Origin of the sequence: Cryobacterium gelidum, from assembly GCF_004403985.1 — a bacterium.
GTDB lineage: Bacteria > Actinomycetota > Actinomycetes > Actinomycetales > Microbacteriaceae > Cryobacterium > Cryobacterium gelidum.
On sequence record NZ_SOHL01000003.1, the window covers coordinates 90,274 to 103,475 of the forward strand.

Consider the following 13,202-nt stretch of genomic DNA (forward strand, 5'->3'; position numbering starts at 1 on the left):
CTCCGCTGTTCTTATTGGATGAAAGCAGTCCGGTGGGTGTATCCGAATTCATCGTCTTCCGTGTGCGGCAAGGAAAAACCGAACGCCTTCGGCGACGTGACTGTGGAGCTGGGCTTTGTTCGGTATAGCTGCATCACCGAGCAGCATGGCCTCGTTGAGCGGCGCGGACATTATCAGCCAGTTGAACTGTGATGCGGTGACGGACGGGTCGTCAATCTCGAGCAGGCCGCGATCGGCCAGGCGCTCGAAAACCATTGCGAGTGCTGACGTTGCCCGCTGTGGCCCGCTCTCGTAGAGCGCCATGGCTAGTGCGGGAAACCTGCCGACCTCGCCGATGACGAGCCGCCGAAGCTGCAGCAGCCGCGGGGTCGTGACGATGGCAAGCTGCCGTTCGGCGTAGCTCTGGAGATAGTTCGCTAGTTCCGTCTCATCTGCAGGATCGGGGACCTCGTTGTGCACGCGGCCACCCGCCTCGTTTGTCATGGTCGTCACTAGATCGACGAATAGCGCCTCTTTACTGCCGAAGTGTTTATAGACAGTCTGTTTCGACACCCCCGACTGAGCGGCCAATTCGTCCATGTTTGTACCGAGGTAGCCACCCTTGAGGAATGCATCCTCCGCTGCGCCAAGGATCGCTTGACGCTTACGCGCCGATCGTTGCCCACCCTCGGGCGCACCCGACGCAAGGTTCCGTGCGGTGGCCTGTGCCATGGACAATCCCATTCAGGGTCGGGTATTGCTTGATTTCGCGTACTACACAGTCTAGTTTTTGCATGTAGTACTGAACGGTCTAGTTTGATCAGCGGTTTAGGGAGTATTAACTATCGTGATTGCTCCAGAAGATTCCTCCCGGCACATCGACGCTGTGTTCAGCGCTGTGATTCGCAGGAATATCGGTCCTAGCGGCTGGACCATCGTGGTCATGCCGGACTCAGGCGAGTTCTTCGGCACCCGGAAGCCGGTCAAGGTAGCCGGCACCATGGACGGTCATGCCTTTCACGCGACACTGCTGCCTGTGGGAGATGGCACGCACATGGTGCCGATCAAAGCTGAGCTGCGAAAAGTCGTCGGCAAAGACGAGGGTGATCAGGTGATCGTGCACCTACGACAGCGACTGAGCTGACAATGACAACCGATAGGGCACACACAGACAAGGAACATTCGCATGAGTGAATTCGTAACAACATCCGAGGGCGATCGGGTCGCCTTCGACCGACGGGGATCCGGTCCCGCGCTGATCTTTATTGCCGGAGCCGGACCCTTCCGGGCCATCGACCCGTCAACAACGACGACCGCGGAGTTGGCGGCACAGTTAGGCATCTCGACGATCGTCTATGACCGTTTGGGTCGCGGCGAAAGCATGGTTGACGGGCGGATCGACCTCGAGCGGGAACTTGCTGCTGTTGTGGCGCTTCTCGAAATCGCTGGCGGAAGTGCTGTATTGTGTGGGCACTCCTCCGGCTGCTCGATCGCTTTGGCGGCTGCCGTATCAGGCCTGCCGGTCGACGGACTTGTCCTCTGGGAGGCACCGCTTGGGCCACAGGACGGCGAGGCGCGGGAATGGGCCGACGAAGTGGACCGACGAATCTCCGCAGGTGACCTTGAGGGTGCCTTGATCCACTACATGAAAGACATGCCGCCGGAGTTCCTCGCCGGTGTGCGCACCTCTCAGATGTGGCCGGGCCTGGTTGCCCAAGTTGGTAGCCTCCGCCCCGACGGGGAATCGCTCGCGTGGGCCGAGTCTGCGCCGCTCCCAGAATTGTTTGCCAGCATCAGGGTTCCCGTTGAGGTGCTGATTGGTCAGGAGACTTTCCCGGTGATGATCACGGCGGCCGACGCGATCGTCGCGGCGATACCCGGCGCGACACAGAAGCGGATGCCAGGCGCCAACCACTCGTGGGAGCCCGAGCCGATGGCCGTCGAACTTGCCGCGTTCGTCACATCGTCGAAATGACACCCATGCACGTTGAGATGAGCCACCGTATCGAAGGAGAGGTCCATTGAAATTCCTGCTGACGCTTTACAACAATGCCAACACGATAGCAGCCATCGAAGGTCCTGATCGGGAGGAGTTCCGAAAGGTTCACGACGACATCCAGAAAGAGCTCGCGGCCGAGGGAGCGCTCATCGACACCAGCGAGTTGAGCGTGGTCGAGGCAACCGTCGTCCGCACACACGAAGGAGCGACGACCCGCACCGATGGCCCATTCACGAAAGGCCAGGACTTTGTCGGTGGCTACTACCTGACCGAGTGCGGTCATCTTGAGCGAGCCGCTGAACTCGCCGGTCGATTCGTCGAGGCGAGGTTCGCACCGATAGAAGAGCGCGCCCTCGTGCATGGCTGATCGAAAACCACTTCGTCCTCAGCACCGCCCGCTCAGGGTTTCGCGAGCGGACACCCTATGCGTGTTCCTGGACGTCGACGAGCCAGCCCTCTAGGGAGCGTCGGCGTTTCTCGGGTCGTGGACCGGCGAACTCTCCGACGTCGGGAAGCGGTTCGTCACCTTCATCGATGCGCAGCCGAACGCCCTGAGCCGGGGTCAACATCGCTGTATTCGGAACTGGCTCGACCTCGATCATGTATCGCGAGGGCGAAGTTGCGAGGAACGCCCCATTGTCGAAATAGCGGCCGACCATCGCCCCCTCGTCGCCGTCTGACGCCTTGATCGATGCCGGCGGGGCGCCGTGGCCGGGCCGACGTAGTGACCGACGCTCGACGACGTCCTGCGTGACCGCATGTACCGCGACGGCCCTGCCGCGCACACGATCGGTGAACTCCTCTTCATGGTGCGACTCCATGGCGTCCACCGTGGCGACAAGTTCCATTCCGAGCATGTCAGCGACAGCAGCGTGCGGCGTTCGCGTATCGATACCGAAGTCGACCTCATCGCCGACGGCAAAAGGATCGCCGCAGCACGCCCATTCCCATTCCGTCAACCACACGCGCGTCATAATGCCCACGCTAGCCGAACACGCGCCGACGAGCCGAAGCCTTTGAGGATCCACCGCCGGAACCTCGTACCAGTTCAACTCAGGGTTCGTCTTGAGGGCGACGATGGCCTTGGCCACCCGAGCCATAAACTGGGGCAATGGCATTGACCGAGACACAATCCCGTCACCTCACGCCGTGAAACAGCCTGCGAAGCCAGCTAGTTCGCCCATCAATGCTTTGCCTCTGCGGCGCGTTGAGGAGTACCCGCCCAATCGCATGGATCGCGCAGCGTGGCCGGCTACCCTCGCGCCGGTACGACGGCTCCTGGACGATGGGCTCGAGCTGGGACCGATGACGATCCTTGTTGGCGACAACGGCTCAGGCAAGTCAACCTTGGTGGAGGCCATCGCAATGGCATTTGGTATGAACGCCGAGGGCGGATCCACCAACGCCATGACTCGCACTTATCCTTCCGAGTCCAACCTCGCCGACCATTTACAACTCGTTCGCGGCGGCGGAGCATCGCGGCGGGGATTCTTCCTGCGGGCGGAAACGATGCACGGACTCTTCACCTATCTTGAGTCGATCGGCGATACTGGCTCGTTTCACCAACGCAGCCACGGTGAGTCATTTCTGGACTTGGTGGTGGCCCGGTCTGAAATGCACGGGCTTTGGATTCTTGATGAGCCCGAGTCTGCGCTCTCTCTTCCTGGCTGTCTCGCACTCATCGGTCTCCTCCGTGATCTCATCAATGGCGGATCGCAAGTTCTTCTCTCGACGCACTCCCCAGTGCTGGCTGCCTACCCCGATGCGGATCGGTATGAGATTGGTGAGTGGGGTATCCGTGCCTGTGAATACGATGACCTCGACCTCGTGCGGAACTGGCGTGCATTCTTGGACGCCCCTGAACGATTCCTCCGCCACACAACCTAAATCGTCGCGTATGAGGTTCCCCATACAGGACGGCAGCAAGGGTCGACGTCGGTGTGGATGATTTGTGCAGGCGAGGACGGAAAATGACACTGGTGCTAAACGATCAATTCCGGAGAAGCTTCAAATGCGAGACACGTTCCTGGCGTGAGCCGGTTGACGAATCCCTGCCCTTCAAGAATAATTAGGCATGTGCCTAAGTATCACGACGAGCTCGATGCCGTGCTCCGCGCTCTCGCGGATCCGACGCGCCGGGCCGTCGTGGAACGGTTGGCGAAGGCCCCAGCAGTCGTGTCCGAACTCGCGGCACCGTTCTCGATGGCGTTGCCGTCGCTCATGCAGCACCTGTGCGTCCTCGAGAACGCGGGACTGGTCACGTCACAGAAGCATGGGCGCGTCCGCACCGTGAGCCTGCGACCGGGCGCCCTCGACGTCCTACACCTGTGGCTCGGCGAGCAACGAACCCCCACCGAACACCAAGCCGACCGGCTCGGCATCCACATGACCCGTACCACCCCGAAGGAAACCTGACGTGACCCGCGTTCGCATCGACCTGTTCCTCTCGCTGGACGGCTATACCTCGACGACCGACCACGCCCTCGAAAATCCGATGGGTGAGGACTGGGGGCGCCTCACTGCGGCCTACGCCGCGACCCGCACTTTCCACGAGCGCGTCTTCGACGACGCCAGCGGCAACGGCACGACCGGCATCGACGACTCCTACGCCGCCGCGTTCTTCGAGGGCGTCGGCGCCGAGATCATGGGCGCGACCATGTTCGGCCTGCACTCGTTTCCCGACGATCCGGACTGGAAGGGCTGGTGGGGTGGCCAGCCGCCGTTCGGCACCCCGGTCTACGTCCTCACCCACACCGCACCGCGTCCGTCGATCCCGATGGAGGGCGGAACAACGTTCCACTTCCGCAACGCCGCAATTGAGGACGTGCTCGCGGAGGCGACCGAGGCTGCCGGCGGCCTGGACGTGCGCGTCGGCGGTGGAGTCGGCACCGCGCGCGACTTCCTGCGCGCCGGCGTGGTCGATCACTTGCATCTCATGGTCGCCCCGATCCTCCTCGGCCGGGGCACTCGACTGTGGGACGACCTGCCCAGCCTCGACCTCACCCACAAGGTAACAACGGAAGTGGCCGAGAGTGGCACGATCCACGTTGACTTCGCACGATAGGACGCACTCATGACGATCGAATGCCGACTCGCCCGCGCCGGGTTCACCCTGACCCGCGACTACCCCGTTCCTCTCGACGACGACCACACCAAGAATCACTCATTCCTCATGGACTCCGACGGCGCATGGTCCCTATCTTCGGCTTACGACGTGACGCACGCCTACAACCCGAAAAGTATCTGGACCTCGCAGCATTTGATGAGCGTCAACGGCAAGTTCTCCGACGCCGAGTTTAAAGACTTCGTCGTCGTCTCCGAACGGCACGGCTTCGAGCGAGCCACATCGATCATTGCGGAGGTCAACGATGCGGTGGCGTCTTGGTCGGAGCACGCTGCCGAGGCAGGTATCCCGGCGGCGGCGCAGGCAGAGGTGGCAGCGGACTTGCGGAGTATCCGCCGGTAGCGAGCGGGCGTCGCGCATAGAGAACAATTTCACTTAACGTGAGGACAGTCATTTGTTTGTAGACCAAGATTCGAGATAGCCGCGGGTCACGGCGACTCAATCAGCGCTAGCAGTTTGGAAAGCTGGAGCTCGCCATCGAAATACATCGAGTCTGATCTGAGTAGGCAGTTTCTCCGAACTGGGTGGCAGAAATCCGAACGGGCGTGTCGCGTGACACGAGGTGTCGCGTGACAGTCCATTTCGGACATTTTGCCAGCTCCGGACTCCCGGAATTCCGCGGAAGTCGCCATTGCCTAATCCGAAAGTCTTGCCACCGTACTTCGGACACGCGACAGCGTTGAGCTTTCTTGGCGGTTTACAGAGCGTTGGGCCATCTTGCCGACGGGCCTCTTATTTGGAGTGTATTGAGAGCACCGTGGCCGACTCCGTCTGGCGACGCCAAATCCGCGAGGGCGACGGAGATCATCCGGACGCCAACGGCTACGAGCATCTTGCCGCGATCATCGAAACGCCACTCCTTGAGCGGCTCAGCCCGTACGGCATCGGCGCGTCCCGAAACTTAGGCCTCTAGGAATCGACATTTAAAACCTTCCGTAAGCCGAACCCTCACCGGGACGGACGTGGATCGGCTCGCTTGCGCGCTGAGCAGTACGGAAAAATCGTGGCGGGCACCAGTCGCGGTCCAATTGAGTGTGGGCCGTCGTCGTTTCGGCGCCAGGTGGACATATTCAGTGTGTAGACATCCCCGATGTAAGGAGTTCCTATGGATCCGTCCTCGAGTTTTCGCGACGATGCACTCAACGATCTGCTCGATCGCGCCGCGGCGCCGGCGCCACTCTCGGCGCTGATGACAGACGCAGCCTTGCAAGAAGCCACTCGAGCTGCGCGTTTTGAAGCCGCTCGGGATGTCAAGAGTCGTCTGGGCCGGCGGCTTGCCATTTCCGGCGTCGCGCTCGCACTGGTCCTCGGGGGTACCGGGGTCGCGGCCGCCGTCACGAACTTTGAGTGGCCTTCCTGGGCGCAACAGCCGGACGCGACGATGCAGATCACTCTTCCCAGCGGCGCGCAGTGCGAGTACCTGATCGGGAACCTGCAGAACGCAGATCCCGAGATCATGGACGCGGCCCGCGCCTTCTTTGCCTCTGCACCCGTTCCGACGACTGCGCAGGTCGACGCACGAGTCGTTGCCGTCCACGGGGAAACACTGGCACAGACTCCTGAAGGCGACCGCGACCGCCGATACTCCTCGGGGGTGGTGGGTGTGATGGCCGACGAGCTGGACGCCGACCTCCAACAGCACGGGTTCGACAGCGCTCAGCGACCTTATTTCGAGGGCGTCATCACCTGCGAGGGCACGAATCAGTGAGCGCTGTTCGTAGGGCACGCGACGAACGCCTCACCAACGCACTGGACCAAAACGCGAGAGACTTGCTGCGGTACCTCGAACGCCGCGTCGGGAGCAACGACGCGCCGGACGCCCTTTCGGACACCATGATCGCCGCGTGGAAAGGCGCGGCGAGAGTCCCGACCAATCCCGTCGAGGCACGAATGTGGCTATTCGGGATCGCACGCAATGTCGTCCTCAACCACTCACGTGGAGAACGGCGCCGTTCGCGCCTCGCCGAGCGCCTACGCGAGTCAGTGGGTGTGCTGCCTCCCAACAACGATGCCGCTGCCGGTCTCGACGTTCTGGACGCGATCCAACGCCTCGACCCGGACCTCGCGGAAGTCATTCGCGCAGTCCACTGGGACGGGTTTAGCTTGGCGGAGATTAGCCAGTATCTGGGGTTGCCGGCGTCGACGGTCCGCAGTCGGTACCATCGCGCGAAGCGGGAATTAGCCCACGTTCTGGGCAGCCAGGTCGAGCTCATTCAATGAGACTCCACAAGACGGTCGACCCAGCCGCCGTCGAACTGACCGGCACTACGTCGATCGAGATTCCAACGACCTATACCGAGCTCGATCAGGATGCGGTACTGAGGCGCGCTGCTCGGCTTACGCCCTGACCGCCAGGCACCGGCGCGCGGCGCAGAACACCGCCCGTAACGCGAACCCCTAACGGGCAGGCTCCTCGGCAAGTGTTTTTGAAGCACGGGCAGCTTGTGCGGGTTTGGAAATGATGGCGGCGGAGATTGAACTGAGGACGATGACGATCCCGGCTATCTGCATTGGGGTGAGGTTCTCGCTGGCGATTAGCCAGCCGAGGAGGATGGCTACGACGGGGCTGAGTAAGCCAAGGAAAGCCGTGGTGCTTGCGGCAAGCCGTGCGATTCCACGAAACCACATGACGTAGGCGAACGCTGTACCGATGACCGAGAGATAGGTGTATCCAATAATGTTCGGCGGTGTCAGCGGAGCGATGGGAAGGCCCTCGATCACGAGCATAAGGACCAGGAGGGAGAGGCCTCCTGCGATGAGCTGCCATGCAGTGGTCGTGAGCGGGGGCGCGGGCTGTCCCCATTTTTTGGTCAGCACGATCCCGGATGCCATGGAGAGTGTTCCGCCGATAGCGGCCAGTAGGCCGACGGCGTCGAGGCGGGCTTGGGCTTGGAGCACGATGAGGCACACGCCGATCAGGCCGGTAGCGCCGGCGGTGACCACCCGGCTTGTCAATCGCTCGTGGAGCACGCGGCTGGCCAGAAGGGCGATGACGAGTGGCTGAATCCCTCCCATGATTGCGGCCACACCGCCAGGGAGTCGGTAGGCCGCGATGAAGAGCAACGCAAAAAACGCTCCGATGTTGAGCATGCCAAGGACCCAAGATTTCCACCACCATGCGCCGCGTGGCAACCTTCGGCAGAGTATGAGTAGGAGGATTCCCGCAGGAAGTGCGCGCAACGTAGCCGCGAGCAGTGGCCGATCCTCCGGCAGTAGCATCGTGGTTGTCAGGTAGGTCGTGCCCCAAAGCGCCGGGGCCAAGGCTGTTGTTACCAACATGAAAGTTCGATTGCTAAGCACTTAGCCATTATACCTAAGTGCTTAGCAATTGGTACTATGACTCTATGCCGGACCAAGTCGATCGAATCATTGAACAGTGGAATACAGAAAAGCCCGACCTTGATGTCTCACCGATGGCCGTCGTCGGTCGATTAAGTCGCACCGCCCTCGTCGTGGAATCGCGACTGGCCAGTACGTTTGCCCAGCACGGTTTGGATGCTGCTTCCTTTGACGTGCTCGCAACTCTCCTGCGAAGCGGTGCCCCCTATCGGATCGCCCCGCTGGAGCTGGCACGTGAGGCCATGATTTCAACAAGCGCAGTGGCCCAGCGACTGAACAAATTGGAGAGCCGGGGGTTTGTCGTGCGCCAGGCAAACCCTGACGACGGCCGTGGCACACTCGTCGCGCTCACCGATGTTGGAAGAGATCTTATCGAGACGGCATTGCCAGATCACCTCGAAACCGAGCGCGCCATCACCGCCGTCCTCAGCCTCGCGGAGCAGACACTGCTCGCGGAACTCCTGCAGCGACTCAGCACCGCAGCCAGTTTTTGATGATTTCCCTGTCCGGAAAAGCATTCTCCGACCACCGTGTCTTCGAGCGCCACTCACAGACGATGCAACCACGGTCAGTCCCGTTGGACGAACCCTCTGCGGGCCATGCACCAACAGCGCGGGAAACTATCCTCATGACCGAAAAAGTGCCCTTCACCCCGTTCCACCCGGAACCGCGAGATTTTCCGGGACATCCTATGCCGACTTCCGTTCCGGAAGGAATGCGTTTAGAACTGAGCCGGGCTCCTGTCGTTTCGGGGAAAGAAGACGAGTTTGAGGAATGGATGGCGGCCGTCAACGATCGTTACGGCGAACATGAAGAGGCACTCTCCAATGAGCGTCAGGTCTTTGAAGCGACATTCAAACACGAGGAAGCAGATGGGCGACTATGGATTTACCACGTAAGCCTGATGGGGACCAACGGTGGCGTACTTGACGAGTCACTTCAGATGAGCGCGGATCACGGTGCTTACAGCCGCCGGGTGAAGGCGCCTGGTTGGGAGGAAATGACCCCAAAGTTCATGCTGACTCCCAACCATATTGGAGCGATCATGACTCATTGGGCGAAAACCGGATCCATCGACTGACATCCGACAATCCCGCCCGCAAGGGGAACCCCTTACGGGACGCGAGGTTCGAGTCCAGATCGGTTTGTGACTATTAGCGCTTTGTGGCGGCGCTTTGTGGCGCTAGTTTCCGATGACGGGGATGCTAGCGGCGGCTTCGGTGACATCGTCGGTGATGGATTACCAGCAAACGCGAAGACATCGACCTTGAGGAAGCCATCCGCGTCCTCCGCGCCATTTGGTCGGACTGATGCCCGTCTGCCTGTCGACCTAGGGATATGAAATGCCACGAATTCGGCCCCTGAGTGACCAAGGCAATCATTTGGATCAAAACCCATGTGGTTTAAGGCACTTGCGTTACGAGACACTTGCCCCCAAATTCACCGGGAGCGTTCAAAAGGGTTGCGGCCGGCGCTCGATTAGGTGAATCCTAAGCTTCGACACCTCCCGCGGCGCGGCCCACCATGCGATTCGATCGGCCCTAGGCCCGGGACCCATCGCGGCCCAGGTCATAGCGCGTTACCCAACGAAGGCGGACAGAATGATCCTCTTGAGCCCCGCTGATCCGTCCGTTCCGATTGCCTGGGACGCTGGTTCCACGTCCGGTTCGGACATATCAGTCCGTGTGGGAGTCGACGTCGGTCCATCCGCTTTCATCGTCCACACAATGGAACGCACCGGTCAGCTGATGAACGATGCGGGACGCGTGACTGGAGTCGTTGACGACGCTCGAACGATTGCCGGGTTAGCGGTTGAGGAGTCTTTACTCGTGATGCTCAGGGAGACCTATCCGCGAGAGTTGCTGGCCACAAGGATGCAGGAGATTGCCGAGCAAGCCAGGGCCGTGGACTGGGCGGAATGGGAGTTCACTCAGATCGTCGTCGACGGGATTGGCTTTGCTCTTCGAGTTCGGCACATGCACCCACCAGGATTTGTGGCAATCGCTGACCTGGGTGCGGCAGTGGTCACCATGCGCGGGAAAAAGCTGCCCGATGACCGGCGGTTCACTCTGCATCGCCGCCTAGAGAGCTTTGCAAACCTTGGGGACACGAGCGACTGAGACGTCGCATGCCCCGTGTCGGGGTGCCCTGCATTGCCGTAAATGTCTCGAACCCATGCGATGCAAGACACTGAAGCCCGCCCGGGAGCGCCGAGGGCAACAAGTTCGATGTGCCAAATAGCGATCATGAACGCCCCACAAAGCGTCAACAGTCACAGCACTGGCCATCGCACGTGCGCTCGAGCACTGCCGCAAGGGGAACCCTCTACGGGACGAACAATTGCGTTTCAGCCCTTAGATCCGGCGTACGGGATAAGTCAGAATAGGACGAGCACATAACTATGGCTCTATCGCTAAGCATTGGTATAGTCAATCCATGGCCACGTTTGACGAAAAGTTACCCTGGGCGCCGATCGGTTATGAGGAACGGCCCTGGCGCAGCGTCCAAGACGACTATGGCTCACGAACGCAGAAGCGTCTGGCATCCGGGCCGTACTTGGCATCGGTGCCCGCATTCATTGCCGATCTCGATATCCCACTGAGCAGCGAACTCCACGCGGTGACCGAAGAGGCCGCCAGTGAGCTTGCCCGCTTCGATGCCGAAGTGGGACAGATCGCGGCACCATTCGCATCCATTCTCCTGCGCACGGAGAGCGCCTCCAGCTCAGAGATTGAGAATCTCACGAGCGGAGCACGCCAGATCGCCCTGGCGGAGCTCGGTGAGCACGCCTCGAAGAACGCACAGCTTATCGTCGGCAACGTCCGAGCGATGCAAGCGGCCCTGGCACTGTCCGAGTCCATCGACGGACACGCCATCCTGGAAATGCATCGCGCACTCCTCGAGCACAGCAATCCGGACATCGTTGGTCACTGGCGTGACCGACAGGTCTGGATCGGAGGCGGGAACCTCGGGCCGCACACCGCACAGTTTGTGCCACCGCATCACGATCGAGTCCCCGAGCTCATGGATGATCTCGTCGCCTTCGCCAGCCGCGACGACCTTCCTTTGCTCGCTCAGACCGCGATCGCTCACGCTCAATTCGAAACAATCCACCCGTTCCCTGACGGCAACGGAAGGGTCGGTCGCGCGCTTATTCAGGCGATGCTGCGCGCGGGGAAGCTCACTCACAATGTGGCCGTTCCGGTGTCCGCGGGGCTGCTCCACGACACCAGTCGATATTTCGAGTCCCTCAGCGCATACCGGTCCGGGGATATTGCCCCGATAATCCGCTCCATCGCGGAGGCATCGTTCGCCGCGGTGCACAACGGACGCATCCTCGTAGTGGATCTAGAAACTGTGCAGGTCGATTGGCGCGGGCGCATCACCGCAAGACGAGACTCGGCGGCCCATCGACTGATAGGCGTTCTGCTTCGTCAACCCGTGATCGGAGCAACCGCAGCCGCGGCTGAGCTTGGCGTCTCGACCGTCAACGCTCAGGTCGCTATCGACCGACTCGTTGACGCTGACATTCTGACTCAAATTACCGACGGACGGCGAAATCGAATCTGGCTCGCCAAAGACGTCGTTCGGGTCCTTGACGATTTCGGCGCCCGGGCGAAGAGGCGCCGATAGCGGGTGTTCCGCGTCGCCGGTTAGGGACAACATGCAGAGCCGGGGGGCGGGGCGCGCAATGTCTCAAAGGGAACCTCCACCGCGACAGGACGCGATCACATCGGATGAGAAACTCGACGTATAAAGAATCCGAGCGCAGGGACCAAAATTAAGTATCGGGATGGTGCTGCGGCGGATATTGAGGAATGCGTTGCATTGTGGGTTGACGCTTGCAGGGCGCGCGACGGCGCGGCTGTCGTCGGAGTAGCAGAGCGTGCTCGACCGAAATTTGGCTCTTCAGAGTGTTGGATCGTGGCCGAGGACACATCCGCGGGACTAGTTGGATTCGGGCTCGCCACAAGGCCCGGCAGCGGTCTGGTCGGTGATCCGCCAGGCGCGCCCGTGATCGGCCTCCTCGCCGTCGCCCCCGGTGCTCAAGGCCGCGGGCTCGGCGCCAACTTGCTCGTGGCTCTCACCAACGAGTTAGCCCTACGCGGCCACGTCCAATCCGTACTGCACGTACTCGCTGATCACCATACGGCGGTTCACCTCTACGAGAAGATGGGATGGCGACCGCTAGGCGAACCCTTCCTGCACTCTCTTTTACGACGCCCGAGCCAGGCATATGTCCGCGATCTACATGATTTGGGTGCCCGATAGCCAAACCCCTACCGAGCAGGAATCAGCTCAGCACCTGCTTGAAGAGCGCTGGGTAGTCACCATCAGCTAGGTCCAAAGATAGTGCCTCGTCCAGACTGAACCAGCCGACGGCATCGTGTTCATCCGGCGCGGCATTGATGATGTCACCGTCCCACTCCTCGACCCTCCAGACCTCCAGGAAGAGGCCAGCTTCTTGACGCGTCAGTAACGCGTTTCCGCTGGGTGGAGCGATTTCCACGCTCAACTCTTCTCGAAGCTCACGCACAAGAGCTTGGCGATTCGTCTCTCCCGGTTCGAGATGACCTCCCGGGAGGTCCCAAACATTGGGATACCAGGCCTTCGATGGTGATCGATGCACGAGAAACACCCGCCCCGCGCGAACGAGCAATCCGCACGACACATGATGCGTCACGTGTTCTTCCATGAGACGAGCCTACGGACAGCCCACCAGCTGGGGCGACAGGACCCACGCCCGGGTGTCGAACCTCA

The 13,202-nt window shown here is 61.0% G+C and carries 20 protein-coding genes; 16 read left to right on the plus strand and 4 right to left on the minus strand.

What is annotated here, in order from left to right; genetic code table 11:
- Nucleotides 1-48 precede the first annotated feature (48 nt).
- Complete coding sequence (locus E3T50_RS00570) at nt 49-711, minus strand: TetR/AcrR family transcriptional regulator (protein ID WP_134550113.1); 663 nt, start codon at nt 709-711, stop codon at nt 49-51.
- Nucleotides 712-826: 115 nt separating this feature from the next.
- Between E3T50_RS00570 and E3T50_RS00575 the strand changes: the two genes are divergently transcribed.
- The 3 genes from E3T50_RS00575 to E3T50_RS00585 are packed head-to-tail and all read left to right on the plus strand — an operon-like array spanning nt 827 to nt 2,345.
- Nucleotides 827-1,123 carry a DUF1905 domain-containing protein gene (locus E3T50_RS00575; protein ID WP_241990676.1) on the plus strand — a complete coding sequence of 99 codons (297 nt, stop codon included), beginning with the start codon at nt 827-829 and terminating at the stop codon, nt 1,121-1,123.
- A gap of 42 nt (nt 1,124-1,165) precedes the next feature.
- Nucleotides 1,166-1,954: an alpha/beta fold hydrolase gene (locus E3T50_RS00580; protein ID WP_134550114.1), complete on the plus strand. Its 789-nt coding sequence runs from the start codon at nt 1,166-1,168 to the stop codon at nt 1,952-1,954.
- A 46-nt stretch (nt 1,955-2,000) separates the two neighbouring features.
- The gene (locus E3T50_RS00585) at nt 2,001-2,345 is read left to right on the plus strand and encodes a YciI family protein (RefSeq protein ID WP_134550115.1); all 345 of its coding nucleotides are present in this window, start codon (nt 2,001-2,003) and stop codon (nt 2,343-2,345) included.
- Between the two features lie 55 nt (nt 2,346-2,400).
- Here the strand turns inward: E3T50_RS00585 and E3T50_RS00590 are convergent, their stop codons facing one another.
- Complete coding sequence (locus E3T50_RS00590) at nt 2,401-3,096, minus strand: DUF6578 domain-containing protein (RefSeq protein ID WP_166784160.1); 696 nt, start codon at nt 3,094-3,096, stop codon at nt 2,401-2,403.
- A 187-nt stretch (nt 3,097-3,283) separates the two neighbouring features.
- On the opposite strand from E3T50_RS00590, the gene E3T50_RS00595 reads away from it, so the two are divergent.
- From E3T50_RS00595 to E3T50_RS16715, 8 genes are all read left to right on the plus strand, one after another.
- A complete protein-coding gene (locus tag E3T50_RS00595) occupies nt 3,284-3,865 on the plus strand; it encodes an AAA family ATPase (protein WP_338145323.1) in 582 nt (193 codons plus the stop codon).
- A 189-nt stretch (nt 3,866-4,054) separates the two neighbouring features.
- The gene (locus E3T50_RS00600; RefSeq protein ID WP_134550118.1) at nt 4,055-4,393 is read left to right on the plus strand and encodes an ArsR/SmtB family transcription factor; all 339 of its coding nucleotides are present in this window, start codon (nt 4,055-4,057) and stop codon (nt 4,391-4,393) included.
- A 1-nt stretch (nt 4,394) separates the two neighbouring features.
- Nucleotides 4,395-5,042 carry a dihydrofolate reductase family protein gene (locus E3T50_RS00605; RefSeq protein WP_134550119.1) on the plus strand — a complete coding sequence of 216 codons (648 nt, stop codon included), beginning with the start codon at nt 4,395-4,397 and terminating at the stop codon, nt 5,040-5,042.
- Between the two features lie 9 nt (nt 5,043-5,051).
- Entirely contained in the window at nt 5,052-5,444 is a 393-nt protein-coding gene (locus E3T50_RS00610; RefSeq protein ID WP_134550120.1) for a HipA domain-containing protein, read from the plus strand.
- A gap of 415 nt (nt 5,445-5,859) precedes the next feature.
- Nucleotides 5,860-6,015, plus strand: coding sequence for a hypothetical protein (locus E3T50_RS16075; protein WP_166784164.1), 156 nt, complete (start codon nt 5,860-5,862; stop codon nt 6,013-6,015).
- Between the two features lie 192 nt (nt 6,016-6,207).
- On the plus strand, nt 6,208-6,810 hold the full coding sequence (locus E3T50_RS00615) for a hypothetical protein (protein WP_134546472.1): 603 nt from the start codon (nt 6,208-6,210) through the stop codon (nt 6,808-6,810).
- Complete coding sequence (locus tag E3T50_RS00620) at nt 6,807-7,322, plus strand: RNA polymerase sigma factor (RefSeq protein WP_134550121.1); 516 nt, start codon at nt 6,807-6,809, stop codon at nt 7,320-7,322. Before E3T50_RS00615 ends, E3T50_RS00620 begins: the two co-directional genes overlap by 4 nt.
- The gene (locus tag E3T50_RS16715) at nt 7,319-7,450 is read left to right on the plus strand and encodes a hypothetical protein (RefSeq protein WP_255409517.1); all 132 of its coding nucleotides are present in this window, start codon (nt 7,319-7,321) and stop codon (nt 7,448-7,450) included. Before E3T50_RS00620 ends, E3T50_RS16715 begins: the two co-directional genes overlap by 4 nt.
- A 49-nt stretch (nt 7,451-7,499) precedes the next feature.
- On the opposite strand, the gene E3T50_RS00625 is transcribed toward E3T50_RS16715, so the two are convergent.
- Nucleotides 7,500-8,381 carry an EamA family transporter gene (locus E3T50_RS00625; RefSeq protein ID WP_134550446.1) on the minus strand — a complete coding sequence of 294 codons (882 nt, stop codon included), beginning with the start codon at nt 8,379-8,381 and terminating at the stop codon, nt 7,500-7,502.
- A 65-nt stretch (nt 8,382-8,446) separates the two neighbouring features.
- Between E3T50_RS00625 and E3T50_RS00630 the strand changes: the two genes are divergently transcribed.
- From E3T50_RS00630 to E3T50_RS16895, 5 genes are all read left to right on the plus strand, one after another.
- On the plus strand, nt 8,447-8,935 hold the full coding sequence (locus E3T50_RS00630) for a MarR family winged helix-turn-helix transcriptional regulator (protein WP_134550122.1): 489 nt from the start codon (nt 8,447-8,449) through the stop codon (nt 8,933-8,935).
- A gap of 134 nt (nt 8,936-9,069) precedes the next feature.
- Nucleotides 9,070-9,522, plus strand: coding sequence for a DUF6176 family protein (locus tag E3T50_RS00635; protein WP_241990677.1), 453 nt, complete (start codon nt 9,070-9,072; stop codon nt 9,520-9,522).
- 646 nt (nt 9,523-10,168) lie between these two features.
- Nucleotides 10,169-10,561 carry a hypothetical protein gene (locus E3T50_RS00640; RefSeq protein WP_134550123.1) on the plus strand — a complete coding sequence of 131 codons (393 nt, stop codon included), beginning with the start codon at nt 10,169-10,171 and terminating at the stop codon, nt 10,559-10,561.
- A 316-nt stretch (nt 10,562-10,877) separates the two neighbouring features.
- Nucleotides 10,878-12,074, plus strand: a complete 1,197-nt coding sequence (locus E3T50_RS00645; RefSeq protein WP_134550124.1) for a Fic family protein — start codon at nt 10,878-10,880, stop codon at nt 12,072-12,074.
- A gap of 147 nt (nt 12,075-12,221) precedes the next feature.
- Nucleotides 12,222-12,713 (plus strand): GNAT family N-acetyltransferase, encoded by a 492-nt coding sequence (locus tag E3T50_RS16895; protein ID WP_420898703.1) that lies wholly within the window; start codon nt 12,222-12,224, stop codon nt 12,711-12,713.
- 22 nt (nt 12,714-12,735) lie between these two features.
- Here the strand turns inward: E3T50_RS16895 and E3T50_RS00655 are convergent, their stop codons facing one another.
- Nucleotides 12,736-13,137, minus strand: coding sequence for an NUDIX domain-containing protein (locus E3T50_RS00655; protein ID WP_134550125.1), 402 nt, complete (start codon nt 13,135-13,137; stop codon nt 12,736-12,738).
- Between the last annotated feature and the right edge of the window lie 65 nt (nt 13,138-13,202).